Annotated in this window: 23 protein-coding genes; 18 read left to right on the top strand and 5 right to left on the bottom strand. The window is 70.9% G+C overall.

What is annotated here, in order from left to right; all coding sequences use genetic code 11:
- Positions 1 to 12 precede the first annotated feature (12 nt).
- Complete coding sequence (locus AC1HIL_RS08210) at positions 13 to 231, bottom strand: hypothetical protein (RefSeq protein WP_261216378.1); 219 nt, start codon at positions 229 to 231, stop codon at positions 13 to 15.
- A 319-nt stretch (positions 232 to 550) separates the two neighbouring features.
- Here AC1HIL_RS08210 and AC1HIL_RS08205 point away from each other — a divergent pair, with 319 nt between their 5' ends.
- A complete protein-coding gene (locus AC1HIL_RS08205; RefSeq protein WP_261216379.1) occupies positions 551 to 1,168 on the top strand; it encodes a hypothetical protein in 618 nt (205 codons plus the stop codon).
- A 6-nt stretch (positions 1,169 to 1,174) separates the two neighbouring features.
- On the opposite strand, the gene AC1HIL_RS08200 is transcribed toward AC1HIL_RS08205, so the two are convergent.
- Positions 1,175 to 2,197: an AEC family transporter gene (locus AC1HIL_RS08200; RefSeq protein ID WP_479671556.1), complete on the bottom strand. Its 1,023-nt coding sequence runs from the start codon at positions 2,195 to 2,197 to the stop codon at positions 1,175 to 1,177.
- A 184-nt stretch (positions 2,198 to 2,381) separates the two neighbouring features.
- On the opposite strand from AC1HIL_RS08200, the gene AC1HIL_RS08195 reads away from it, so the two are divergent.
- Genes AC1HIL_RS08195 through nadE form a run of 4 tightly spaced genes read left to right on the top strand, consistent with a single transcriptional unit; the run spans position 2,382 to position 6,952 of the window.
- Positions 2,382 to 4,463 (top strand): ATP-dependent helicase, encoded by a 2,082-nt coding sequence (locus AC1HIL_RS08195; RefSeq protein WP_057593203.1) that lies wholly within the window; start codon positions 2,382 to 2,384, stop codon positions 4,461 to 4,463.
- Positions 4,460 to 4,912, top strand: coding sequence for a hypothetical protein (locus tag AC1HIL_RS08190; RefSeq protein WP_479671555.1), 453 nt, complete (start codon positions 4,460 to 4,462; stop codon positions 4,910 to 4,912). Before AC1HIL_RS08195 ends, AC1HIL_RS08190 begins: the two co-directional genes overlap by 4 nt.
- Positions 4,909 to 6,078: a phospholipase A gene (locus AC1HIL_RS08185; protein WP_479671554.1), complete on the top strand. Its 1,170-nt coding sequence runs from the start codon at positions 4,909 to 4,911 to the stop codon at positions 6,076 to 6,078. The genes AC1HIL_RS08190 and AC1HIL_RS08185 overlap by 4 nt, the downstream gene beginning before the upstream one ends.
- A 28-nt stretch (positions 6,079 to 6,106) precedes the next feature.
- Entirely contained in the window at positions 6,107 to 6,952 is an 846-nt protein-coding gene (gene nadE / locus AC1HIL_RS08180; protein ID WP_261216382.1) for an ammonia-dependent NAD(+) synthetase, read from the top strand.
- Position 6,953: 1 nt separating this feature from the next.
- On the opposite strand, the gene AC1HIL_RS08175 is transcribed toward nadE, so the two are convergent.
- Positions 6,954 to 7,838, bottom strand: coding sequence for an AraC family transcriptional regulator (locus tag AC1HIL_RS08175; RefSeq protein WP_479672475.1), 885 nt, complete (start codon positions 7,836 to 7,838; stop codon positions 6,954 to 6,956).
- Between the two features lie 157 nt (positions 7,839 to 7,995).
- On the opposite strand from AC1HIL_RS08175, the gene AC1HIL_RS08170 reads away from it, so the two are divergent.
- Both AC1HIL_RS08170 and AC1HIL_RS08165 read left to right on the top strand, forming a co-directional pair.
- Positions 7,996 to 8,787 (top strand): fumarylacetoacetate hydrolase family protein, encoded by a 792-nt coding sequence (locus AC1HIL_RS08170; protein WP_057593206.1) that lies wholly within the window; start codon positions 7,996 to 7,998, stop codon positions 8,785 to 8,787.
- A 4-nt stretch (positions 8,788 to 8,791) separates the two neighbouring features.
- Positions 8,792 to 9,337, top strand: a complete 546-nt coding sequence (locus AC1HIL_RS08165; protein ID WP_479671553.1) for a YbhB/YbcL family Raf kinase inhibitor-like protein — start codon at positions 8,792 to 8,794, stop codon at positions 9,335 to 9,337.
- 15 nt (positions 9,338 to 9,352) lie between these two features.
- Here AC1HIL_RS08165 and gntR read toward each other — a convergent pair whose 3' ends face one another.
- Complete coding sequence (gene gntR, locus AC1HIL_RS08160; RefSeq protein WP_479671552.1) at positions 9,353 to 10,390, bottom strand: HTH-type transcriptional regulator GntR; 1,038 nt, start codon at positions 10,388 to 10,390, stop codon at positions 9,353 to 9,355.
- A 186-nt stretch (positions 10,391 to 10,576) separates the two neighbouring features.
- Here gntR and AC1HIL_RS08155 point away from each other — a divergent pair, with 186 nt between their 5' ends.
- The 8 genes from AC1HIL_RS08155 (at position 10,577) to AC1HIL_RS08120 (ending at position 19,214) form a co-directional block, all read left to right on the top strand.
- Positions 10,577 to 11,929 (top strand): GntP family permease, encoded by a 1,353-nt coding sequence (locus AC1HIL_RS08155; protein ID WP_057593209.1) that lies wholly within the window; start codon positions 10,577 to 10,579, stop codon positions 11,927 to 11,929.
- A gap of 13 nt (positions 11,930 to 11,942) precedes the next feature.
- The gene (gene gntK, locus AC1HIL_RS08150; protein WP_479671551.1) at positions 11,943 to 13,502 is read left to right on the top strand and encodes a gluconokinase; all 1,560 of its coding nucleotides are present in this window, start codon (positions 11,943 to 11,945) and stop codon (positions 13,500 to 13,502) included.
- A gap of 35 nt (positions 13,503 to 13,537) precedes the next feature.
- Positions 13,538 to 14,551, top strand: a complete 1,014-nt coding sequence (locus AC1HIL_RS08145; RefSeq protein ID WP_479671550.1) for a helix-turn-helix domain-containing protein — start codon at positions 13,538 to 13,540, stop codon at positions 14,549 to 14,551.
- Between the two features lie 59 nt (positions 14,552 to 14,610).
- The gene (locus tag AC1HIL_RS08140) at positions 14,611 to 14,814 is read left to right on the top strand and encodes a hypothetical protein (protein WP_057593211.1); all 204 of its coding nucleotides are present in this window, start codon (positions 14,611 to 14,613) and stop codon (positions 14,812 to 14,814) included.
- 185 nt (positions 14,815 to 14,999) lie between these two features.
- Entirely contained in the window at positions 15,000 to 15,500 is a 501-nt protein-coding gene (locus tag AC1HIL_RS08135) for a pyridoxamine 5'-phosphate oxidase family protein (RefSeq protein WP_057593212.1), read from the top strand.
- Between the two features lie 14 nt (positions 15,501 to 15,514).
- Positions 15,515 to 17,758 carry a hypothetical protein gene (locus tag AC1HIL_RS08130; protein WP_261216393.1) on the top strand — a complete coding sequence of 748 codons (2,244 nt, stop codon included), beginning with the start codon at positions 15,515 to 15,517 and terminating at the stop codon, positions 17,756 to 17,758.
- Positions 17,759 to 17,790: 32 nt separating this feature from the next.
- The gene (locus AC1HIL_RS08125) at positions 17,791 to 18,399 is read left to right on the top strand and encodes an AraC family transcriptional regulator (protein WP_261216395.1); all 609 of its coding nucleotides are present in this window, start codon (positions 17,791 to 17,793) and stop codon (positions 18,397 to 18,399) included.
- 53 nt (positions 18,400 to 18,452) lie between these two features.
- The gene (locus AC1HIL_RS08120; RefSeq protein ID WP_057593215.1) at positions 18,453 to 19,214 is read left to right on the top strand and encodes a sulfite exporter TauE/SafE family protein; all 762 of its coding nucleotides are present in this window, start codon (positions 18,453 to 18,455) and stop codon (positions 19,212 to 19,214) included.
- Between the two features lie 10 nt (positions 19,215 to 19,224).
- Here the strand turns inward: AC1HIL_RS08120 and AC1HIL_RS08115 are convergent, their stop codons facing one another.
- Positions 19,225 to 19,857, bottom strand: coding sequence for a response regulator (locus AC1HIL_RS08115; protein WP_057593235.1), 633 nt, complete (start codon positions 19,855 to 19,857; stop codon positions 19,225 to 19,227).
- A 431-nt stretch (positions 19,858 to 20,288) separates the two neighbouring features.
- Between AC1HIL_RS08115 and AC1HIL_RS08110 the strand changes: the two genes are divergently transcribed.
- The 3 genes from AC1HIL_RS08110 (at position 20,289) to AC1HIL_RS08100 (ending at position 25,124) form a co-directional block, all read left to right on the top strand.
- The gene (locus AC1HIL_RS08110; RefSeq protein WP_172705410.1) at positions 20,289 to 20,765 is read left to right on the top strand and encodes a response regulator; all 477 of its coding nucleotides are present in this window, start codon (positions 20,289 to 20,291) and stop codon (positions 20,763 to 20,765) included.
- Positions 20,766 to 20,982: 217 nt separating this feature from the next.
- Positions 20,983 to 22,941, top strand: a complete 1,959-nt coding sequence (gene glgB / locus AC1HIL_RS08105; protein WP_479671549.1) for a 1,4-alpha-glucan branching protein GlgB — start codon at positions 20,983 to 20,985, stop codon at positions 22,939 to 22,941.
- Positions 22,938 to 25,124 (top strand): alpha-1,4-glucan--maltose-1-phosphate maltosyltransferase, encoded by a 2,187-nt coding sequence (locus AC1HIL_RS08100; RefSeq protein ID WP_479671548.1) that lies wholly within the window; start codon positions 22,938 to 22,940, stop codon positions 25,122 to 25,124. The genes glgB and AC1HIL_RS08100 overlap by 4 nt, the downstream gene beginning before the upstream one ends.
- Positions 25,125 to 25,135: the final 11 nt, after the last annotated feature.

The raw sequence follows: 25,135 nt of genomic DNA, 5'->3' as shown, positions 1-25,135 counted from the left end.
ATGGGCCCGCGCTCAGTGCAGGCTCATCGGCTCCTTGCCCATCTCGACATAGCGCAGTTCGCGGTCCGCATGGCGCCGCCGCGCGACGCTGCCGGGCCAGGCGAACACCACCAGGCTCAGCGCGCCGAGCGCGAGCGCCGACGCCGTGCCGAGCTTGCCGGCCTGCCAGAGCCAGCCCGCGCCGGCGAGCCACGCCAGCCATAAAAGAATTCGGAACAGTGTTGCCATCATCGTGCGAGCTCCCATGCCATCTTCCGGTCTGCGGCCCACTTTAGCAGCGCGGATGCGAACTCAAGCATTCATCCGAAGTGGTATCGGGTAGCTATGTCTTACGGCCGGCATGGGGCGCGGGAAAAATTCTGAAAAAAGAGTTGACGCCGTGCGAGCGGCGCTGCAAAAGACTCCGTGGAGGAGTCCGCGACGCGGCGCTCCTCCGGGCCCTGGGCGCCCATCGAGCCCGCTCTCCGGAAGGCAAAGGTCGCTCGTGAAACCTCTCCATTTCGCAAGTGGGATTCTGTCTGTCGCGGCCTCCGCTTGGGCCTGCTTCCTCATGCTCGCACCCGTGGCCGCGCACGCCGCCGAGATCGAACGCCAGGGCCGGCTGCTGCTGGTCTCGGGCATGCTCGACGGCAGCGAGCTCGCGAGCTTCATCGACCACCTGAACAGCGGCACGGTGCGCACCGTGGTGCTGGAAGACTCCCTTGGCGGCACCGCCGAGGCGGCCGGCGCCTATGCCGACGCGATCCGCGCGAGCGGCGTCGAGACCGAGGTGCGCGGCCAGTGCATGGCGGCCTGCGCCTACGCCTTCCTCGCGGGCAAGACGCACCGCTTCAGCGACGGCTTCCAGGTCAACGGCCTGATGCTGCCGGTGGCGGCGCGGCCCACGGCCGCCGAACTCGCGGTGCGCTGGCGCGACGACGCGCACAGGACGCCGGCCGACTTCACGACGGGCGCCAATGCGCCCAAGGTGATCGAGGCCTCGGCCGACGGCCGTGGCGCGCACGACAACTGGCAGCCCGAGCACGGCGTGCTGTTCACCGCCAGCCCCTCGCTGTTCGGCCGCATCTACAACGCCTTCTATTGCGACGGCACGCAGGGCCGCGATTTCTCGAAGTGCGAGCGCCTGCCCGATGCCGATCCTTTCAAGCTCGGTGTGCTGAGCCCGTAAGACGCTTCACTTCAGCAAGCCGACCGCCAGCGGAAAGCTGAAGAAGGCCGCCACCGTCGTCCACAGGATGATGCGCGCGATGCGCCCGTTGTCGGCGCCGAAGCGCTCGGCCAGCATCGACACGTTGCTCGCGCTCGGCAGCGCCGCCACCAGCACGATCGCCACCAGCGCCGGCCCCGACAGCGGCAGGCCCAGCGCGATCGCCGCGAGCCCCAGTCCCCACACCAGCAGCGGGTGCACGAGCAACTTCACCAGCACCACCGGCAGCACGTCGGCCAGCGGCGCCTTCGGCAGGGGCCGCGCGCCGCTGCCCATGGCCTGGGCCACGGCCGCGCTCGCGCCGTGCTCGCGCGCCACCAGCGCCGAGCGCGCGAGCACCGCGCCGATGGTGAACAGGGCCACCGGCGAGGCCGCATCGGCCAGCATCGCCACCGTGCGCTCCACCGGGCCCGGCAACTTCCAGCGCGCGGCCGACAGCAGCACGCCGAGCAGGATCGACCACGGCATCGGATTGACCAGGATGCCGCGCAGCGCCTGGCGCGCGGCCTGCCGCGGCCCGTGGTGCGTCCCGCTCCCGCTGGCGCCGTCGAGCCGCGACAGCGCGATGCACAGCGAGGAGGTGACCACGAGGTCGAAGGCGATGGTGATGATCATCGGCCCGGCCGCCTGCGCGCCGAGGATGGCCACCAGCAGCGGCACGCCCATGAAGCCGGTGTTCGGGAAGGCCGCCACCAGCGCGCCGAAGGCGGCGTCGTTCCAGCCGATGCGCGCGTTGCGCGTGAACGCCACCACGCAGCCCACCACCAGGAGCGCGCTCAGGCCCCAGACCAGCGCGACGCTGCCGTCGAGCAGCTGGCCGATCGGCGTGCCGGCGCCGAAGCGCAGCAGCATGCAGGGCAGCGCGAAGTAGAGGACGAAGGTGTTGAGGCCGGGGATCGCATCGAGCGGAAGGATGCGGGCACGGGCGGCGCCGTAACCGGCGGCGATCAACGCGAAGAAGGGAAAGGTAACGAGAAATACGGGCAGCACGGCGCGATTGTCGCCGCCGGCCCCGGCCCTCGCCGAAGGCCGCCGATGCCCCTTTACGGTGCGTTTACCGCGCTTCCCACATCGCGGTATCGGCCGACGCCGCGGCCCCTGCGGCCCCCGTATCATTGCGCGCTTTCGCGCCCGCCGCGCCCCGCGGCCCCTGCCGGCTCCCCCTCCCCTTTCCATGTCCCACGGTCTCAATCTCGCGCAACAAGAAGCGGTCAACTACATGCACGGCCCCTGCCTCGTACTGGCGGGCGCGGGCTCGGGCAAGACGCGGGTGATCACGCACAAGATCGCGCGCCTGATCCAGGCCGGGCTCGAGCCCCAGCGGATCGCGGCCATCACCTTCACCAACAAGGCGGCCGCCGAGATGCGCGAGCGCGCCAAGGGGCTGATCGGGCGCGATGCCAAGAAGGTGGTGATCTGCACCTTCCACGCGCTGGGCGTGCGCATGATGCGCGAGGACGGCGCGGTGCTGGGCCTGAAGTCGCAGTTCAGCATCCTCGATGCCGACGACGTGACCAAGATCCTCAAGGACGCGGGCGGCACCAGCGACCTCGCCACCGCGCGCATCTGGCAGTGGACCATCAGCAAGTGGAAGAACATGGGCCTGAACGCGGCCCAGGCCGAGGCCATCGCGGCCGACGACAACGAGCGCATCACGGCCACCATCATGGCGCGCTACGAGGAGCGCCTGGCCGCCTACCAGAGCGTGGACTTCGACGACCTGATCGGCATGCCGCTCAAGCTGCTGCGCGACTTCGAGGAAGTGCGCAACAAGTGGCAGGCCACGCTGGGCCACATCCTGGTGGACGAATACCAGGACACCAACGCCACCCAGTACGAGGTGCTCAAGGCGCTGTCGGGCACGCGCGGCCACTTCACGGCGGTGGGCGACGACGACCAGTCGATCTACGGCTGGCGCGGCGCCACGCTCGACAACCTGCGCAAGCTGCCGGTCGACTACCCCACGCTCAAGGTCATCAAGCTCGAGCAGAACTACCGCTCGACCAGCGCCATCCTGCGCGCGGCCAACAACGTGATCGGCCCCAACCCCAAGCTGTTCCCGAAGACGCTGTTCTCCGAGCTCGGCGAGGGCGAGCCGGTGCGCGTGGTCGACTGCGACAGCGAGATGCACGAGGCCGAGCGCACGGTGGCGCGCCTCGTGAGCCTGCGCGAGACTTCGACCCACAAGGAGTTCCGCGACTTCGCGATCCTCTACCGCGCCAACCACCAGGCACGCGTGTTCGAGCAGGCGCTGCGGCGCGCGCAGGTGCCCTACAAGGTCTCGGGCGGTCAGAGCTTCTTCGACCGCGCCGAGATCAAGGACCTCTGCGGCTGGTTCCGCCTGTGGGTCAACAACGACGACGATCCCGCGTTCCTGCGCGCCATCACCACGCCCAAGCGCGGCATCGGCCACACCACGCTGGCGGCGCTGGGCACCTTCGGCAGCCAGTACAAGCTGAGCCTGTTCGAGGCGCTGTTCTCGTCCTCGCTGCCCAGCGTGATGCCCAAGCGCGCGCTCGAAAGCCTGCACGAGTTCGGCCGCTACATCAACGACCTCGAATACCGCGCGCGCCAGACCCTGGGCGCCGAGAACGCGCGTGCCTTCCTCGACACCTGGCTCAAGGAGATCGAGTACGAGAAGCACCTCTACGACGGCGAGGACAGCGAGCAGGCCGCGGCCACGCGCTGGACCAACGTGATGGAGTTCTGCGACTGGATGGCGCAGCGCTGCGGCGGCGAGCTCGACGACGCGGCCGGCGTCAACAACACCAGCGAGCCCAAGAGCCTGCTCGAGGTGGCGCAGACGATCTCGCTGCTGTCGACCATCAGCGAGCGCGAGCAGGACCAGAACGTGGTCACGCTCTCGACGCTGCACGCCTCCAAGGGCCTCGAGTGGCCGCACGTGATGCTGATCGGCTGCAACGAGGGCCTGCTGCCCTTCAAGCTCGACGACGACGACGGCCGCCAGCAGCAGGTCAGCGAGAGCACGCTCGAGCGGCTGCAGGAAGAGCGCCGGCTGATGTACGTGGGCATCACGCGCGCGCAGCGCAGCCTCGCGGTGAGCTGGACCAAGCGCCGCAAGAAGGGCCGCGAGATGGTGCTCGCGCAGCCCAGCCGCTTCATCGCCGAGATGGCGCTCGACAAGAGCACCACGCGCGAGGACCCGCGCGAGAAGCTCAAGGCGCTGCGCGCGGAGTTCGCGCGCAAGGCACAGGAAGGCGCGGCCGCCGCCGCGGCCTCGTCGACCGCGCCATGAAGCGGCCCGTTCGAGGACTGGCCCTCGCGGCCCTCGCCCTTGCGGCTTCGGCCGGCGCGCTCGCCCAAGGCAGCGCCTGCCCCGAGAGCGTGCAGGACCTGCCGCCCGAGGCGCTCTACGGCCGCTGGGAGGCGCGCTTCGACGGCCTGCCGGCCGTGGCCGTCGTGCAGCTGGGCCGCCATCCCGAATACGCCGGCGTGCGCGGCACCGTCGCGCGCCCCGCCGCCACCGGCCGGCCGGCCGCGGTAGCGCAACTGGCGGGCGACATCGGCGACGACGGCACGCTGGCCATCGACGAATCGCTCGACGGGCGCAGCATCAGCGGCGTCTGGGTCGGCGCGATGGCGCCCGGCGGCTGCGGCCGCGAATTCCGCGGCACCTGGCGCGATGCCACCGATGAGAGCACGCATCCCTTCGTGCTGACGAAAAAGGAAGGGTCGGGGAAATGAACACCACCATGCAAGGCCGCCTGCGCGCGGTCCTGGCCACCGCGGCGCTGCTGCTGGCCGGCGCCGCGCAGGCGCAGGCCGTCGATCAGCCCAAGAGCCCGCTGGCCGACAACCAGCTCACCTGGCAGAGCTGCGCCGCGCTCGGCGCCGACAACGCCGCGCGGCTGGCCTGCTACGACCGCTGGGCCCAGCAGCAGACGCTGCCCTCGGTGTCGGTGCCGGTCGCGCCGCCGGTGCTCGCCAACACCCAGCCCGCGCCGCCGGTCGACGGCTCGATCCCGGCCACGCGCGTGGTCTCGGTCGCCACCACCGAGGGCTGCCGCGACCGGCAGTACTCGGCGCTGTCGCGCTTCTGGGAACTCGAGACCGCCACCGACTGCGGCACCTTCGGCTTCCGCGGCTACCGGCCGCTCAACGTCTCGGTCTCGGCCGCGACCCACAAGCCCGACACGCCCACTTCGCCCTCGGCCGGCCACACCGCCGACCCGGTGGCCTACCAGGCCAACGAGATGCGCATCGGCCTGTCGGTGCGCACCAAGCTCGCGCAGGGCCTGCTGACGCAGAACGACCCGATCAGGAAGGACTCGCTGTGGTTCGCCTACACGCAGCAGTCGACCTGGCAGCTGTTCAACGGCGCGATCTCGCGGCCCTTCCGCACCACCGACCACGAACCCGAGCTGATGTATGTCTACCCGACCGACTTCAAGCTGCCGGGCGGCTGGCGCTGGCGCTACACCGGACTGGGCATCGTGCACCAGTCCAACGGCCAGAGCCTGCCGCTGTCGCGCAGCTGGAACCGCGTCTACCTGATGGGCGGCGCCGAGCTCGACGACCGCTTCAGCATCACGGGCCGGATCTGGAAACGCCTGTCGGAGAACCCGGAGAAGGACGACAACCCCGACATCGCCGACTACGTCGGCCGCGCCGAGATCACCGGCCGCTGGAACCTCGACCGCAACAACACGCTGGGCATCACGGTGCGCAACAACCTGCGCGACAGCGGGCGCGGCTCGGTGCGGCTCGAGTGGATGAAGGCGATCGGCGACCCGACGAAGAGCAACCTGCGCTTCCACACGCAGCTGTTCCACGGCTACGGCGACACGCTGGTGGACTACAACCGCAAGCGCACGGTGTTGAGCATCGGCCTGAGCCTGGTCGACTTCTGATGTCCGCGAACCCACGGAGACCTTTTCCATGAGCACCGAACTGTCCCCCGTCGACGCCACGCAGCGCGAGATCATCGCGGCGCTGTCCGTCGCGCCCGTGTTCGACGCCGCCGCCGAGCTCGAGCGGCGCGTCGAGTTCCTCGCCGCCTACCTGCGCCGCACCGGTCTGTCGACCTACGTGCTGGGCATCAGCGGCGGCGTGGATTCGCTGACCGCCGGCTGCCTCGCCCAGCGCGCGGTCGAGCGGCTGCGCGCCGAGGGCCGCGAGGCCACCTTCATCGCGATGCGGCTGCCCTACGGCGTGCAGAAGGACGAGGCCGAGGCGCAGGCCTCGCTGGCCGTGATCCGCCCCGACCGCCTGCTGACGGTGGACGTGCGGCCCGCGGCCGACGCGATGCTCGCGGCGCTCAAGGCCGGCGACCTCGCCTTCCGCGACGCGGCGCACGAGGACTTCGTGCTCGGCAACATCAAGGCGCGCCAGCGCATGATCGCGCAGTTCGCGGTGGCGGGCGCGCACAACGGCATCGTGATCGGCACCGACCACGCGGCCGAGGCGCTGATGGGCTTCTTCACCAAGTTCGGCGACGGCGCGGCCGACATCACGCCGCTGACCGGCCTCAACAAGCGCCGCGTGCGCGCGGTGGCGCAGCTGCTCGGCGCGCCCGATGCGCTGGTCTACAAGGTGCCCACGGCCGACCTCGAGTCGCTGGTGCCGGGCAAGCCCGACGAGGACGCCTTCGGCGTGACCTACGAGCAGATCGACGACTTCCTCGAGGGCAAGCCGGTATCGGCCGCGGCGCGCGAGATCATCCTCGCGACGCACCGCAAGAGCGCGCACAAGCGCGCGCTGCCGGTCGAGCCGCCGGCGGCCTGAGCTACGGCGGCCCGCCGGGCCGCGCCACCGACTGCGCGCGGAACTCGCGCGGCGTCAGCCCCATGTGCTGCCGGAAGCGCCGGCTGAAATAGACCGCGTCGGCGAAGCCGCATTGCCGCGCGATGTCGGCGATGCGGCCGTCCGAGGCCAGCAGCAGTTCGCGCGCGCGCTCCAGCCGCCTTTCGGTCACGAGCTCGGTGAAGGTGCGCTGGGTCTGCTTCTTCAGCAGGTGCGCGAGGTAGTTCGGCGACAGCATCGCGGCCGCGGCCGCGTCGTTGAGCGACATCTCCTCGCCCAGGTGCTCGCGCACGTAGTGCAGCACGCGCTGCAGCGCATCGCGCCGCGAGCTGTGGCCGCGGTGGCGCACCGCCTGTTCGCGCAGCGCCGCCTCGTGGCGGCGGCAGGCCAGCGAGAGCAGCTGCAGCAGGATGCCGCGGATCGCGCCGCCGGCCGCGAAGCGCCCTTCGCGGTTGAGCGCCGACAGCTCCTCGAGCCAGCCGAGGATGCGCGCGAAGTCCTCGGCCTCGAAGCGGAAGTCCACGTACTCCTGGAACAGGAAAGGCGCGAGCTCGGGATGGCGCGCGATCGGCACCTCCTCGAGATCGAGCGGCTCGACCGCGAGCTCGGGCCAGAGGAAGGACTGGTCGAAGTTGACGATGGCGTAGCGCGCGCCCGGCGGATGCGGCACCACGTGCAGCCGGTACGGCAGCACGAAGCTCAGGTGGCCCGCGCCGAAGGGCCGCGCGGCGCCGCCGATCAATTGCCGCGACTCGCCCTCGATGCCGACCTGGATCTGGAAGTACTCGTGGCGGTGCGGGCGCGCGAGCACGTCGCGCGCGCCCTCGAAGCGGATGTCGAAATCGAGGTGGTCGGCGCGCTCCTGCATGCCGTAGAGGCGATGGCTCGAGCTCGAAGCGGGCATCGCGCGATGGTACGCCCGGGCCCCGGGTGTTGCCTGCGTCCTGCTTTTGCGTAGATGCGTGCGCAAGCGCGCGCACCCGGGCTCCCAGAATCGTCCGGCTACTACCGAAGGAGACCACCGTATGAGCAATTCCTCCCGCCGCGGCCTGCTGGCCGGCGCCGCCATGGCCACGGGCGCCATCGCCGGCTGCGCGCTGCCCGCGGGCGCCGCGCGCAATGCGAAGACGCCGTTCGACGTGCCAGCCGCGACCATCCCGATCGCCGGCAGCGACCAGGTGTTCCCGGTGCGCCGCATCTACTGCATCGGCCGCAACTACGCCGCGCATGCGCGCGAGATGGGCTCCGACCCGACGCGCGAACCGCCCTTCTTCTTCCAGAAGCCGGCCGACGCGGTGCAGGTGGTGCTGCCCGGCACCGTGGCCGACCACCCCTATCCCACGCTGACGAAGAACTACCACTACGAGGCCGAGCTCGTGGTGGCGCTCGGCAAGGGCGGACGCGACGTCTCGATCGACGATGCACTGGGCCTGGTCTACGGCTACTCGCTGGGCCTGGACATGACGCGGCGCGACCTGCAGCGCGGCATGGGCGACCAGAAGAAGCCCTGGGAGATCGGCAAGAGCTTCGACCATTCGGCGCCCGTGGGCCCGATCCATCCGGTGGCGCAGGTCGGCCATTTCAGCGACGGCGCGATCTGGCTCAAGGTCAACGGCGAGACGAAGCAGAGCGCCACGCTCAAGCACATGATCTGGTCGGTGGCCGAGCAGATCAGCCGGCTGTCGCAGGCCTTCGAGCTGCAGCCCGGCGACATCATCTACGCGGGCACGCCCGAGAACGTGGGCCCGGTGGTGCGCGGCGACCTGATCGAGATCCACATCGACGGGCTGCCGAACCTGTCGGTCAAGGTGGTCTGAGGCCATGAGGAACACGACACGCATCCTCTGCACGGCCCTGCTGGCCGGCCTCGCGCTCGGCGCCCAGGCCGCGGGCATGAAGGTCACGTCGAGCGCCTTCGCCGACGGCGCGACCATGCCGAAGATCCATGCGGGCGACGCGCCGGGCTGCGGCGGCCAGGGCGTGTCGCCGCCCGTGGCCTGGAGCGACCTGCCCGCGGGCACGCGCTCGGTCGCGGTGCTGATGAGCGATCCCGATGGCGGCAAGGGCCTCGGCGTCTCGCACTGGGTGGCCTACAACATCCCGGCCGCCAAGGGGCAACTGCGACAGGGCGAGGGCCAGGCGGCGAACGCCGAGTTCAGCGTCGGCAAGAACGTGGCCGGCGCCACCGCCTACCGCGGCATGTGCCCGCCGGCCGGCGACCTGCCGCACCACTATGTGCTGACGGTGATCGCCACCGAGGTCGAGCCGGGCTCGCTGCCCGAGGGCCTGACGCGCGACGAACTGCTGGCGGCGCTCAAGGGCCGCACGCTGATGGGACAGAGCGTGGTGGGCCTCTACGGGCAGTGAGCAACGGGGCGCGGCTCAGCTGCTCTGCCGCACCACCAGTTCGAAGCCCAGGTCCACGGTGCGCCGCGCGTCCGCCACGGGCTCGTCGCGCATCAGCGCGAGCAGCATGCCGGCCGCGCGCTCGCCGATCTCGCGGCGCGGCGTGCGCACGGTGGTCAGCGGCGGCAGCATCTGGTCGCTGCCGCCGAGGTCGTTGAAGCCCGCGATCGCCACGCGCTCGGGCACCGGCACGCCGGTGCGCAGCGCGGCCAGCAGCCCGCCCTGGGCCAGGTCGTCGTTGCAATAGAAGATCGCGTCGAGGTCGGGATGGCGCGCGAGCAGTTCCTCGAACTGGCGCCCGCCGAGCGCGAGCGAGGTGGGCCCGGGCGTCAGCAACTCGAGCGCCGGATCGTGGCAGCCGGCCGCGCGCAGCGCCTCGCGGTAGCCGGCCAGGCGCTGCAGCACGCGCGGATCGAGCTGGCCCGCGGCATAGGCGATGCGGCGGCGGCCGCGCGCGAGCAGGTGCTCGACGATGGCGCGGCCCGCGTCCTGCTGCGAGAAGCCCACGCTGTGGATGCCGGGCGCCTCCGAGGTCTCCATCAGGTGCACGCAGGGCGCGTCGCTGGCCTCGAGCAGGCGGGTGGCGCCCGCGCTGCGGTCGAAACCGGTCAGCAAGAGGCCCGCGGGCCGCTGCGAGAGATAGCTGCGCAGCAGCGCCTCCTCCTGCGCGGGGTCGTAGTGGGTCACGCCGATCAGCGACTGGAAGCCATGCGGCGCCAGCGTGTCCTGCACCGCCTCGAGCAGCTCCACGAACAGCTGGTTGGTCAGCGACGGGATCAGCACCGCCACGTGCGAGCTGCGCGCCGAGGCCAGCGCGCGCGCCGCCACGTTGGGCACGTAGCCGAGCTCGTCGACCGCGGCCTGCACCCGCGCCTTCAGCTCGGGCGCCACGTTGCGCGCGCCGCGCAGCGCGCGCGAGACGGTGATCGGGCTCACGCTCGAGACGCGCGCCACGTCGTCGAGGGTCACGCGGCTGGAAGAACGGGAGCGCGGGCGCTCGGGGACATCGGCCATGGCGAAATCTAGGGTTACTACCGATCCGGAATTGGACAGCGCTGTCCTAGGATAGCGCTGTCCCGGCCCTTGCCGCCTCGGAAAAACCCGAGGATGCTTCAGAGGCTGGTTTTTTTGGGTTGTGCAGGATAGCGCTATCCCGACCCCGCCGGCCGCCTTTGCAGCGCCCGGCTTCAGGAGACAGACATGTTCGGAATGAGCAAAGAGGTGTTCCTGCTCGTCGACGCCCTGGTGGCGATCCTCGGGCTCATCCTTCTGATCACGCGCTGGCGCGTGCACCCCTTCATCGCGCTGACCCTGGCCGCGGGCTTCCTCGGCCTGACCTCGGGCATGCCGGTGGACCTGGTGATGAAGTCCTTCCAGGACGGCTTCGGCGGCGTGCTGGGCTTCGTGGGCATCGTGCTCGGCCTGGGCACCATGCTCGGCAAGATGATGGCCGAGTCGGGCGGCGCCGACCGCATCGCGCGCACGCTGATCGACGCCTTCGGCAAGGAGCGCGTGCACTGGGCGATGATGTTCGCGGCCTTCCTGGTCGGCATCCCGCTGTTCTTCGAGATCGGCTTCGTGCTGCTGATCCCGCTGGTGTTCATCGTGGCGCGGCGCACCGGCGTGTCGCTGATCCGCATCGGCATTCCGCTCCTGGCGGGCCTGTCGGTGGTGCACGGCCTGGTGCCGCCGCATCCGGGGCCGCTGCTGGCCATCGGCGTGTTCGGCGCCGACATCGGCAAGACCATCTTCTACGGCCTGATCGTCGGCCTGCCCACCGCGATGATCGCGGGCCCGATCTTCGGCAAGTTCATCTCGAAGTACGTGCCCGGCGAGGCCTCGCCCGAGCTGCTCGAGCAGCTGGCGCGCGAGCCCGAGGCGCGCGAGCTGCCGGGCTTCGGCGTCACGCTGCTGACGGTGCTGCTGCCCGTGGGCCTGATGCTGCTGAAGACCTTCGCCGACGTGGCGCTCGACGAGAAGAACATCGTGCGCCAGTGGATGGACTTCATCGGCCATCCGATCACCGCGCTGCTGGCGGCGCTCCTGCTGTCGCTCTACACCTTCGGCTATGCGCGCGGCTTCACGAGCAAGCAGATCATGAAGTTCGTCGACGACAGCCTGGCGCCCACGGCGGCCATCGTGCTGATCATCGGCGCGGGCGGCGGCTTCAAGCAGATGCTGGTGGCCAGCGGCGTGGGCAACGCGATCGGCCACATGGCGCTGAACGCGCAGGTCTCGCCGATCCTGCTGGCCTGGCTGGTCGCGGGCCTGATCCGCATCGCCACCGGCTCGGCCACGGTCGCCACCATCACGGGCGCGGGCATCGTCGCGCCGCTGGCCACCATGGTGCCGGGCGTGAACCGCGAGCTGCTGGTGCTGGCCACGGGCGCGGGTTCGCTGATCCTGTCGCACGTCAACGACGCGGGCTTCTGGCTGGTCAAGCAGTACTTCAACATGACGGTGGCCGAGACCTTCAAGACCTGGACCGTGATGGAAACGCTGATCTCGGTCGTCGGCATCGTCTTCATCATGCTGCTGAGCATGGTGGTCTGAGGAGGAAGCACCCATGGGCCGCACCGTCATCGGCGTCGACATCGGAACCACCAGCACCAAGGCCGTGGCCTTCACCCCCGCCGGGCGCGTGCTGGCCCATCACGCGGTCGGCTACCCGCTGCTCGCGCCCGAGGCCGGCGCCGCCGAGCAGGATCCCGAGCAGATCTTCCAGGCCGTGCTCGCGGCCATCGCGGGCTGCGTGCAGGAGAGCAAGGCCGCGCCTGCCGACGTGCTCGCCGTGTCCTTCAGCGCGGCCATGCACAGCCTGATCCTGGTCGATGGCGCGGGCGCGCCGCTCACGCCCAGCATCACCTGGGCCGACCAGCGCGCCGCGCCCTGGGCCGAGCGCATCCGCGACGAATGGGACGGCCTGGCGATCTACCGCCGCACCGGCACGCCGATCCACCCGATGTCGCCGCTGGCCAAGCTGGTCTGGCTGCGCCACGAGCGCGCCGAGCTGTTCGCGCGCGCCGAGCGCTTCGTCGGCATCAAGGAGTACGTGTTCTTCCGGCTGTTCGGCCAGTGGCAGGTCGACCACTCGATCGCCTCGGCCACGGGCCTCTTCAACATCGAGCGGCTGGCCTGGGACGAGGGCGCGCTCGCGCTGGCCGGCGTGCGCGCCGAGCAGCTCTCGCGGCCGGTGCCCACCACCTGGCATGTGGAGGGCCTGGAGGCCGACGTGGCCGCCAAGCTCGGCCTGGCCGAGCACACGCCCTTCGTGATCGGCGCCAACGACGGCGTGCTGTCGAACCTCGGCGTCAACGCGGTGTCGCCCGGCGAGGTGGCCGTGACCATCGGCACCAGCGGCGCGATGCGCACAGTGGTCGACCATCCGATGACCGACCCCGAGGGCCGCACCTTCTGCTATGCGCTGGCCGAGCGGCGCTGGGTGGTGGGCGGTCCGGTGAACAACGGCGGCATCATCCTGCGCTGGGTGCGCGACGAGTTCGCCGCGGCCGAGGCCGAGACGGCCAAGCGCCTGGGCATCGACACCTACGAGGTGCTCACGCGCATCGCCGAACGCGTGTCGGCCGGCAGCGAGGGGCTGGTGTTCCATCCCTTCCTCACCGGCGAGCGCGCGCCCTACTGGAACGCCAACCTGCGCGGCTCCTTCTTCGGCCTGGGCATCCACCACCGCAAGGAGCACATGATCCGCGCGGTGCTCGAGGGCGTGATCTTCAACCTGCACAGCATCCTGCCGGCGGTCGAGGCGATCGCGGGCCGCAGCGCCCACATCAAGGCCACGGGCGGCTTCGCGCGCTCTGGCATGTGGCGCCAGATGATGGCCGACGTGTTCGACCGCGAGGTGGTCGTGCCCGAGAGCTTCGAGAGCTCCTGCCTCGGCGCCGCGGTGCTCGGGCTCTATGCGCTGGGCCATGTCGATTCGCTCGACGTGGTGGCGGGCATGGTCGGCGCCACGCACCGCCATACGCCCAACGCGCGCAACGCCGCGCTCTACCGGCAGCTGCTGCCGGTGTACCTCTCGCTGCCGCGCAAGCTCGGCGAGGAATACCGGCTGCTGGCCGCGTTCCAGCAGCAGACGGCCGCGCCGCCGCCGCCGCGCCGCAGCTGAGGCGCCATTCCCATTCGTCCGTTGGAGATTCGGTCTTGCTGAACACGATCCCCCCGGCCTCCGCCTCCCGGCCCCACACGCCCAGCGCGCCGCGCCCCAAGCTGCCGCTGCCCGCGGTGGCACCGCGCCCGCGCGGCGGCGCGCGCGCCCGCGCGCTCGATGCGCGGCGCAACGCGGCCGCCGCCACGCCCGAGCCGGCCGACACGCGCGTCACCCTCCACTGCGAAAGCTCGCCCACCTCGTCGGCGCGCGGCCAGGAAACGAACTGCCTGCACGAGCACGAGCTGCACCTGATCGGCGCCGCGCCCGCGCGCCTGCGCGTGGGCCAGGGCCTCGACGAGGAAACCCATCGCTTCGCGCCCGGCAGCCTGGTGCTGCTGGGGCCGCGGCTGCCGCACAGCCTCGCCTTCGAGCACCATCCGCTGCACGGCGGCGGCAATGCCGGCGGCCTGGTGCTGCGCTTCGGCGACGAGCCGCTGCGCCGCGGCATGGAGCTCTTTCCCGAACTGCGCGACGCCGCGCCGCTGCTGGCGCGCGCGCGGCAGGGCGTGCATTTCGTGGGCCTGGGCGAAGGCATCGTCTCGCGGCTGCGGCGCATCGAGATGCTGCAGGGCCTGGCGCGCTTCGCCGAGTTCACCGTGCTGCTCAACGAGCTCTCGCAATGGTCCGAGTACCGGCTGCTGGCCGACGCCGCCTTCACCGACGATTCGCTCGGCGAGCATGGCGCCGCGCTGCGCATCCACAAGGCGCTCGACCACATCCGCGACAACTATGCCGAAGGGCTGTCGCTGGCCGAGGTGGGCGCCATCGTCGGCATGCGCGAGAACGCCTTCTCGCGCAGCTTCCGCCGCGCCACCGGCCAGACCTTCACCGACTTCGTGATCGGCCTGCGCGTGGCGCGCGCCTGCCGCCTGCTGGCCTCCACGCGCCAGCACGTGAGCAGCATCTGCTACGAGGTGGGCTTCAACAACATCTCGAACTTCAACCGGCACTTCCGGCGCATCAAGGGCATGACGCCGGGCGAGTTCCGCGCCGCGGCGCGCGGCTGAGGAAGATTCGTCGCTCACGGCCTACAGACACGGTCCGCCGATCGGATCAAGGTCGGGCCATGACACATCCGATCGAACTCATCGTGGACGAGCCGGCACCCGGATCCTTTGTCTGGCGCCTGCTCGAGACCGACGACGGCGGGGGCCATCCCCGCGTGCTGCGCAGCGCCTTCGACCCTGCCGACAGCTACGAAGTGGCGCTCGCCAGCGGCGAACGCGCGCTGCACAGCGAGATACGCCAGCGCACGGCCACCGCGGCCTGAGCGCCGCTGTCCCGCGCCGGTTCTCCATCGCACCCTGCCCGCTGTCGGCATCGGATGACACGGCCGTGCGCCGTGTGACCGCGCGACCGTGCCGGCCCGCACCTTACGGTGCTCCACAGGCCTCGGCATTCCGCCGATCGAGCCCCGCTTTTTTCTTCCATCCCTTTCGTCTTGAAGGAGACCCCATGACCGCCACCACCACCGACCAAAGCAAGCTCTGGGACCTGATCAAGGACACGCGCTTCGGCATGCTCACGCACCGCCACGGCGACGGCCAGCTGCACAGCCATCCGCTGACCACGCAGAACAAGGACGGCGACGAGGCCGGCACGCTCTATTTCTTCGTGCCGAAGAACGGTGACATCGCGCGCCACGTCGCGAGCGATCCGGTCGTGAACATCGCCTATGCCAACACCGACAGCGACAGCTACGTGTCGGTGTCGGGCCGCGCCGAGCTGCGCGAGGACGCGGCCAAGAAGCGCGCCCTCTTCAGCAAGATGGTCGAGGCCTGGTTCCCGAAGGGCGTGGACGATCCCAACCTCGGCCTGCTGGCCGTGAACGTGGTCGAGGCCGAGTACTGGGACGTGGACGACAGCAAGATGGTCCAGCTCTACAAGATGGCCAAGGCCGCCCTCACCGGCGAACCGCCGAAGAACCTCGGCGAGCACAAGAAGGTCGCGGTCTGAGGGCAGCCGGAACGATGACGGAGGCAACGACCGCACAAGCCGCCGGCACGCCCGGCGCCACGGCCCCCGCGCCAGCGCCGCATCGCTGGCAGTTCATGCGCGCCGGCGGCGTCGACCAGGTGGTGTTCCGCAACGGCGAGGACATCGCGCGCATCGCCGAGCTCGACCAGAAGCTCTGGGTCGCGCTGGCCTGCCCCACGCGCGGCATCGACTTCGATCCTCGCACGCTGGACCTGATCGACACCGACCATGACGGCCGCGTGCGCCCGCCCGAGGTGATCGCGGCCTGCCAGTGGGCCTGCGAGCGCCTGCGCAGCGCCGACGTGCTGCTCTCGGGCGGCGGCACGCTGTCGCTCGACGACCTCGATGGCGCGAAGGCGCCCGGCGCCGAGCTCGCGAAGGAGGGCCGGCGCATCCTCGACCTGCTCGGCAAGGAAGGCACCAACACCCTCACGCTGGCCGACATCTCCGACCGCGGCGAATGGCTGGCCTCGATGCGCTTCAACGGCGACGGCGTGGTGACGCCCGAGACCGCCGAGGACGAGGCGCTGCGCGCGACCATCGCCGAGGCGATGCGCAGCCACGGCAGCACGCCCGATCGCCACAAGCAGACCGCCGGCATCGACCGCGCGCGCGCCGAGGCCTTCATGGCCGACGCGGCCGCGATGCGCGACTGGTACGCCAAGGGCAGCGATGCCGCGCTGCTGGCGCTGGGCGACCGCACCCTGGCCGCGGCCGAGGCCATGCGCAAGGTGGCGGCCAAGGTCGACGACTTCTTCGCGCGCTGCCGCGTGGCGGCCTACGACGTGCAGGCCGTGACGGCGCTCAACCCCTCGCCCGAGGCCTACGACGCGCTCGCGGGCCACACGCTCGATGCCAACGCGCACCCGATCGCCGAGCTGCCGCTGGCGCCGATCACGCCGCACCGCTCGCTGCCGCTGCGCGGCACCAGCCTCAATCCGGCCTGGGCCGAGGCCATCGCGGCCTTCGCGCGCGATGCGGTCGCGCCGCTGCTGGGCGAGCGCGACAGCCTCGAGGACGAGCAATGGCAGGCGCTGCGCCAGCAGCTCGGCGCCTGCGAGGGCTGGATCGCGTCGCGGCCGGCCAATGCGCTCGCGGCCCTGCCGCGCGAGCGCATCGAGGCGCTGCTCGCCACGCGCGAGGCGCTGCTCGCGCTGATCGCCGAGGACGAGGCGGCCGAGACCCACAACAAGCTGCTGGTCGACCTCGAGAAGCTGCTGCGGCTGCAGCGCGACCTCAAGCTGCTGCTCGACAACTTCGTCTCGTTCAAGGCCTTCTACCGGCGCGAGGGCGCGATCTTCCAGGCCGGCACGCTCTACCTCGACGGGCGCAGCTGCGAGCTCACGGTGCAGGTGCAGGACACGGCCAAGCACGCGGTGCTCGCGGGCCTCGCGAAGACCTGCCTGGCCTACTGCGACTGCACGCGCCAGGGGCAGAAGATGAGCATCGTCGCGGCCTTCACCGCGGGCGACGTGGACTTCCTGTTCGTCGGCCGCAACGGCGTGTTCTACGACCGCCAGGGCCGCGACTGGGACGCCACCATCACCAAGCTGATCGAGAACCCGACCAGCGTGGCGCAGGCCTTCTTCGCGCCCTACAAGAAGTTCGTTCGCATGATCGAGGAACAGGTGGCCAAGCGCGCGGCCGCGAGCGAGGCCGGTTCGCAGACCGCGCTGCAGTCGCTGGCCGGCAAGGTCGCGACCGCCGACCAGGCCGCGGGCGCCGATCCCGCGAAGGCGCCGGCCAAGCCGCCGCTGCCCGCCACCAGCCGCGTCGACGTCGGCACGGTGGCCGCGATCGGCGTGGCGCTCGGCAGCATCAGCGCGGTGCTGGTCGGCATCTTCGGCAAGTTCATCGACCTGGGGCAGTGGATCCCGGTGGCGCTGGTCGGCATCGTGATCGCGATCTCGGGTCCGAGCATGCTGATCGCCTGGCTCAAGCTGCGCCAGCGCAGCCTGGGCCCGATCCTCGACGCCAGCGGCTGGGCCATCAACGGCCGCATGAAGGTCAACGTGCGGCTCGGCGGCATGCTGTCGCAGACCGCGCACGTGCCGCCGGGCGCACGGCGGATCGCGCCCGATCCCTACCGCGAGCGGCACGGCCTCACGGGCGCGGTGGCCGCCGCCTGCATCGTCGGCGCGGTGGCGGTGCTGGCCTGGCGCATGGACTGGCTCGACGAGCGGCTGCCACCCCGGTTGCAGCACGATCCGGCCGCGGCGAGCGCGCCGGGCGCCTGAGCCGCGCCGAGAGTCGAGCCAATAATCGGGCCATGACCAGGCCCGATGCCGCCCCGCCCTGCTGGCACTACGCGCCGGCGCCGCACGGCGGCGTCGAGCTCGCCCGCTGGCGGGGCACGCAGGTGCCGCTGCTGCAGGCGCACTTCCATCGCGAGACGCAGCTGAGCTTCGTGCTGCGCGGCAGCCGCGTCGTCGAGGCCGGCGGCCAGCGCTTCGAGCTGCGCGCGGGCGACTGCCTCGCGATCCCGGCGGGCGTGGCGCACCGCGGCCTCGCGCATGCGCACGAAGGCACGGTCTGCCTCAACGTCTACATGCCGGCCGAAAACGCGAGCGCGGGCACGGCCGGCGTGCTCGAGTGGCACGGGCCGGTGTCGGGGATCGCGCGCCGGCTCGGGCTGAGCCGCGAGGCCTTCACGCGCCGCTTCGCCGCGCAGACCGGGCTGCCGCCGCATGCCTGGCGGCTGGTCGACCGGCTCAACGTCGCGCGCGAGCGGCTGCGCGGCGATGCCGATCTGGCGGATCTCGCGCTCGAGCTGGGCTTCACCGACCAGAGTCACCTGGGCCGCCACTTCCGCCGCGTGTTCGGCGTGTCGCCGGGCCGCTACCGGCGCGGCATGCGGCCCCGCGCACAAACGTCCTAGATCGGCGCCGCGCGCGTTCCTAGCATCCCGTCTTTTCGCACGGGAGGTGGGCGATGGAACCGAGGGTCATGGCGCTGCTGTTCGCGGCCGGCGCGGTGGGCGGCGCGGTCAACGCGATCGCGGGCGGCGCCACGCTGATCACCTTTCCGGCCATGCTCGCGGCCGGCCTGCCGCCGGTGGTGGCCAATGCATCGAACGCGGTCGCGATCTCGCCGGGCCATCTGCTCGCCGCGGTGGCCGACCGCGAGAGGCTGCCAGCGGCCGACCGCCGGCTCGCGCTCTCGCTGGCGGCCGCCACGCTGGGCGGCATCGCGGGCGCGCTGCTGCTGCTCGCGCTGCCCGCGGCCGCGTTCCTGCAGCCGGTGCCGCTGCTGATCGGCCTCGCGACCGCGCTGTTCGCGTTCGCGCCGCGGATCCAGGCCCGGGCCGCGCGGCGGCGCGAGGGTGCGGCGCCGAACGCGCTCGCGGGCACGGCCGCGCTGGCCGCCGTCTCGGTCTATGGCGGCTTCTTCGGCGCGGGACTCGGCGTGATGCTCAGCGCGCTGCTGGCGATCGAGGATCCCGACGACATCCGGCGCGTGAAGGTGATGAAGAACCTGCTGGCCACCGCCGTGAGCCTGGCGGCCATCGTCATCTTCGTGGTACAGGGCGCGGTGCACTGGGGCGCCACGCTCGCGATGCTGGCCGGCGCGCTGCCGGGCGGCTGGGCCGGCGGTCACCTGGTGCGGGTGCTGCCAGCGCGGGCGGTGCGGCGCGCGGTGATCGCGGCCGGCCTCTTCATGAGCGCCTACTACGCGGCGCGCATCTGGTTCTGAAGCCCGCGCTTCAGTCGATCAGCTGCGCCTTCATCGCGTAATAGGTGAGATCGCTGTTGGTGTTGAGATGCAGCTTCTCGAGCAGCCGCGTGCGGTAGGTGCTCACGGTCTTGACCGACAGCGACAGCGCGTCGCCGATGCTGCCCACCGACTCGCCCTTGGCCAGCTTGAGGAACACCTGGAACTCGCGCTCCGACAGGTGCTTGTGCGGCGGTGCGTCGTCCTTGCGGTCGAGCTGGTTGGCGAGGATCTCGGCCACCGAGGGCGTGATGTAGCGCCGGCCCAGCGCCACGGTGCGGATCGCGTTGGCGATCTCCTCGGGCTCGCAGTCCTTGTTGAGGTAGCCCGAGGCGCCCTGGCGGATCAGGTTCACCGCGTAATGTTCCTCGGGGTAGGCGCTGAGCACGAGGATGCCGAGGTCGGGGGCCTTCGCGCGGATCATGCCCAGCGCGTCGATGCCGCTCTGGCCGGGCATCGACAGGTCCATCAGCAGCACGTCGAGTTCGGTGGTGCGCACGAGGTCGATCGCCTCGCGGCCCGACGAGGCCTCGCCGGCGACGCGGAATTCGACGAAGCCCGAGAACAGCGCCTTGAGGCCCTCGCGAACCACGGCATGGTCATCCACTATTCCGATCTTGATCATGATGCGTTTCTCCTGGTCCATTCACATAAGGCGCCCGGAATTCGGGCAGGGCGCAACGATGCCATAGCGAAGGCCGGTCCGGCAGGCCCCGGGACCAACACGGGCCCTTGTCCTGCACGGGAATGGAACGGCGTCTTGCGCGATCGACGGACTGCGCCGACACGGCACCGCCCGCGGCTGCGAAAAGGGTGGGAAAGGCGGGATTCCTTGGCTGTCGACACGGCCTCTCGCCTGTGCCCGGCCTTCGGGCGCGCGGCGCATTCCCCGCGCGGGCACGCGGTGCCGTCCGACAGACGCATCTACTTACGCTGGTTAGCTTGGGATGCAATCCCTTCATCCACCGCACACATTCATTCGGCACAGCCCTGCCGCCTGTCGCATCGACGTCCCGCGCCGAAGCCCCGGGCTCACGGTACTTCCGTCATCCCGACATGAACCCCAACGCCAGCACGCCCTCCGCACCTTCGGCACCCTCCGCGAACGCACCGAGCTTCGTCGACCGCCCTTCCTCCTTGTCCTCCGATACACCCCCGTCCGCCGACCCGAACCGATTGCGCATCCTCGTGGTCGAGGACGACGCGGACGCGATGGCCACCTCGCTCGAGGCCCTGCGCGCACTCGGTCACTGGGCCACCGGCGTGCGCAGCGCGGAGTCGGCGATCACGCGCTACATGCGCGGCGCCTTCGACCTGCTGATGCTCGACGTGGGCCTGCCGGGCCTCTCGGGCAAGGACCTCGCGGCCAAGCTGATGGCGATCGAGCGCATCCCGGTGATCTTCGCCTCGGGCGAACCCGAGCCCGCGCAGCCGCCGGCCGGCAGCGTGTGGCTGCGCAAGCCCTATGCGCTCGAGGATCTCGACCGCGCGTTGGCGCGCGCCTGCTCGGGCCCGGTGCGCGACGCGGCCTGATCGGTCGAGCGGGCCCGCGCGGCGCGCTTCCTCTTTCCTCCTTTCCCGCTCGCCGTCGCGCGAGCGAAGCCTCTGCTTCGCGGCGCCCGCGCGCCGCACCGGTGTTCCATTTTTTCGGACGGCTTCTTCTCCGACAAATCGAAGCGGTGAACGCTTCGACGCAAGCCCGCGCGCATCGGGGGAAATGCATTTCTCCCCGCCTTAACGGTCTTCGGCCATGGCCTCGCAAAGAAGGTCCGCGCCCTGGACACCGCTCCAAGGAAATACCGTGCTTGCTGTCCACCCCCTCGCCGTCTTCGACGACACCGACGCCTATCTTTTTCGCGAAGGAACCCACGCCCGCCTGTTCGACAAGCTCGGCTGCCATCCGCATGAGGACGGCGGCGCCGATTTCGCGGTCTGGGCGCCCAATGCCGAGTCGGTCTCGGTGGTGGGCGACTGGAACGGCTGGAACGGCGATGCCGATGCCCTGAGCCCCGTGCCCGGCGACAGCGGCGTATGGCACGGCCACGTCGACGACGTGCGGCCGGGCCAGACCTACAAGTACCGCATCCGCTCGCGCCTGCGCGGCCATGTCGAGGACAAGGCCGATCCCTTCGCCTTCTCGTCGGAGCTCGCGCCGGCCACCGCCTCGCGCGTGCACCGCCTCGGCGAGGGCCACGACTGGGCGGACGGCGAGTGGATGGCCACGCGCCATGCGCGCAACGCGCTCGATGCGCCGATGGCGATGTACGAGGTGCACCTGGGCTCGTGGCGGCGCGAGGACGGCCAGTTCATGGGCTACCGCGCGCTGGCCCATGCGCTGGCCGACTACGTGAGCGACATGGGCTTCACGCACGTGGAGCTGATGCCCGTGACCGAGCATCCGTTCTACGGCTCCTGGGGCTACCAGACCACGGGCTACTTCGCGCCCACGGCGCGCTACGGCACGCCCGAGGACTTCATGTACTTCGTCGACCACCTGCACCAGCGCGGCATCGGCGTGGTGCTCGACTGGGTGCCCTCGCACTTCCCGACCGACGCGCACGGCCTCGCCTTCTTCGACGGCACGCACCTGTTCGAGCATGCCGATCCGCGCCAGGGCTTCCATCCCGAATGGAACTCGGCGATCTTCAACTACGGCCGGCCCGAGGTGCGCAGCTTCCTGGTCTCGTCGGCGCTGTTCTGGCTCGACAAGTACCACATCGACGGCCTGCGCGTGGACGCGGTGGCCTCGATGCTCTACCTCGACTACGCGCGCGGCCCCGGTGGCTGGGTGCCCAACCGCCACGGCGGGCGCGAGAACCTCGAGGCCATCGAGTTCCTGCAGACGCTCAACCGCGCGGTCTACCGCGACCATCCCGACACCTTCACCGTGGCCGAGGAATCGACCGCCTGGCCGCGCGTGTCGCGCCCGACCGAGATGGACGGCCTGGGCTTCGGCCTCAAGTGGAACATGGGCTGGATGCACGACACGCTGGACTACATGCGCCACGACCCGGTGCATCGCAGCCACCACCACCATGCGCTGACTTTCTCGCTGGTCTATGCCTTCCACGAGAACTTCGTGCTGCCGCTCTCGCACGACGAGGTGGTGCACGGCAAGGGCTCGCTGATCAACAAGATGCCGGGCGACGACTGGCAGCAGTTCGCCAACCTGCGCGCGCTGCTGGCCTTCATGTGGGCGCATCCGGGCAAGAAGCTGCTGTTCATGGGCGCCGAGTTCGGCCAGCGCCGCGAATGGACCCACGACGGCGAGCTCGAATGGTGGGTCTGCGGCCTGCCGGCCCACGCCGGGCTGCAGCGCATGGTGCGCCAGCTCAACCGCGTCTACCGCGAGCAGCCGGCGCTGCACAGCCAGGACTTCACGCCCGCGGGCTTCGAATGGATCGATGCCGACGATGCCGAGCGCAGCGTGTTCCTGTTCCTGCGCAAGCCCGCGCACGACGGCCCGCCGGTGCTGGTGGCCGTGAACATGACACCGGTGCCGCGCACCAACCTGCTGGTGGGCGTGCCGTGCGGCGGCACCTGGCGCGAGGTGCTCAACACCGACGCCACCGAATTCGGCGGCGCCGGCTGGGGCAACTTCGGCGGGGTCGAGGCATCGCCCGTGCGTTCGCACGGCCGGCGCCACTCGCTGAGCCTCACGCTGCCGCCGCTGTCCACCGTGATCCTGCAATCCGAGGGCCAACGATGAAGCGTGAAACCACCCCGATCGGCGCCAAGGCGCCCAAGGGCAAGACCCAGACCGCGAGCGAAAGCACCCCCATCCCCCGCAGCGAGACCAAGGCCCCCGCGCGCAAGCGCTCGCTGCCGCCGCCGGAGCCGCCATTGAGCTTCGCGCCGGCACCCGGTGCACCCGCGCCCGCCGACGGCTCCGACGGCCGCATCCGCGCGGTGATCGGCGCGGTGCTGCCCTCGGTCGACGAGGGCCGCTTCCCGGTCAAGGCCATCGTGGGCCAGCGCACGACGATCACGGCGCACTGCTTCACCGACGGCCACGACGTGCTGCGTGTGATGCTGCGCTGGCGCCCCGAAGCGAGCGACGAGGTGCGCGAGCTGCCGATGCGCGCGCTCGGCAACGATGTCTGGGAGGCCGCGTTCTCGCCGCCCGCGATCGGGCGCTACCTCTACAGCGTCAGCACCTGGGTCGATTCCTTCGAGTCGTGGCGCCACGAGATGGCGCGCCGCGTGGGCGAGGACATCCGCATCGCCGCGCTGGCCGCGGCCAAGGACATCGTGGCCGCCGCGGGCCGCGCCGACGGCGCCGACCGCGAAGCACTGGCGCGCTGGGGCGAGGAGCTGGCACGCGCCGCGGCCGATGGCGCAACCGAGCTGCGCGCGGTGCAGGCGCTGGCGCTCGACGCGACGCTGGCCGAGGTGGCGCGCCGCCATCCCGACCGCAGTCTCGCCGTGACCTCGGCCGAGCTGCCGCTGTGGGCGCAGCGCACGCGCGCGGGCTTCAGCACCTGGTACGAACTGTTCCCGCGTTCGGCTTCGCCCGAGCCGGGCCGCCACGGCACCTTCCGCGACGTCGAGACGCGGCTGCCCGCGATCGCCGCGATGGGCTTCGACGTGCTCTACATGCCGCCGATCCATCCGATCGGCCGCGAGCAGCGCAAGGGCCCGAACAACACGCTGGTGGCCGGGCCCGACGACGTGGGAAGCCCCTGGGCCATCGGCGCGAAGGAAGGCGGCCACAAGGCCATCCTTCCCGCGCTCGGCACGCCCGAGGACTTCCGCCACCTGGTGCAGGCCGCGAACGCGCAGGGCATCGAGATCGCGCTCGACATCGCCTTCCAGTGCGCGCCCGACCATCCCTACGTGAAGGAACACCCCGAGTGGTTCCGCCGCCGCCCCGACGGCAGCGTGCAGTACGCGGAGAACCCGCCGAAGAAGTACCAGGACATCTATCCCTTCCACTTCGAGAGCGATGACTGGCGCGCGCTGTGGGCCGAGCTCAAGAGCGTGCTCGACCACTGGATCGGCGAGGGCGTGCGCATCTTCCGCGTCGACAACCCGCACACCAAGTCCTTCGCGTTCTGGCAGTGGGCGATCGGCGAGGTCAACCGCGAGCATCCCGAGGTGATCTTCCTGGCCGAGGCCTTCACGCGGCCGAAGGTGATGCACCGGCTCGCGAAGCTGGGCTTCACGCAGTCCTACACCTACTTCACCTGGCGCACCGGCAAGGCCGAGCTGGTCGAGTACTTCACCGAGCTGTCGAGCGGCCCGGGCGCCGACTACTTCCGCCCCAACGCCTGGCCCAACACGCCCGACATCCTGCACGAGCAGCTGCAGGCCGGCGACGCGCCGACCTACATGGCGCGGCTGGTGCTCGCGGCCACGCTCTCGGGCAGCTACGGCATCTACGGGCCGGCCTACGAGCTGCGCGAGCACCGGCCGCGCGAGCACGGCAGCGAGGAGTACCTCGACTCCGAGAAGTACCAGCTGCGGCACTGGAACCACGACGACCCCGAGAGCCTCGCGCCGTTCATCGCGCGCGTGAACCGCATCCGCCACGACAACCCCGCGCTGCAGACGCACCGCGGCGTGCGCTTCCTGCCGGTCGAGAACGACATGCTGCTGGCCTATGCGCGCGAGTCGGCGCCCGAGAACGACGCGCTCGAGGCCAACGTGGTGATCGTCGCGGTCAACCTCGATCCGCACCACGCGCAGTGGGGCTGGATCCACCTCGACCCGGCCAGCATCGGCGTCGGCCCCGACGAGGAGTTCCAGGTGCACGACCTGCTGACCAACCAGCGCTTCACCTGGCGCGGCCACCACCACTACGTGAAGCTCGATCCGCACAGCGTGCCCGCCCACATCCTCGTGGTGCGCCGGCGCGTGCGCAGCGAGCGCGATTTCGATTACTTCCTCTGAGGGAGAGAGCG

Source organism: Variovorax sp. ISS6 (genome assembly GCF_056523145.1).
This window is presented reverse-complemented; position numbering and strand designations above follow the sequence as displayed.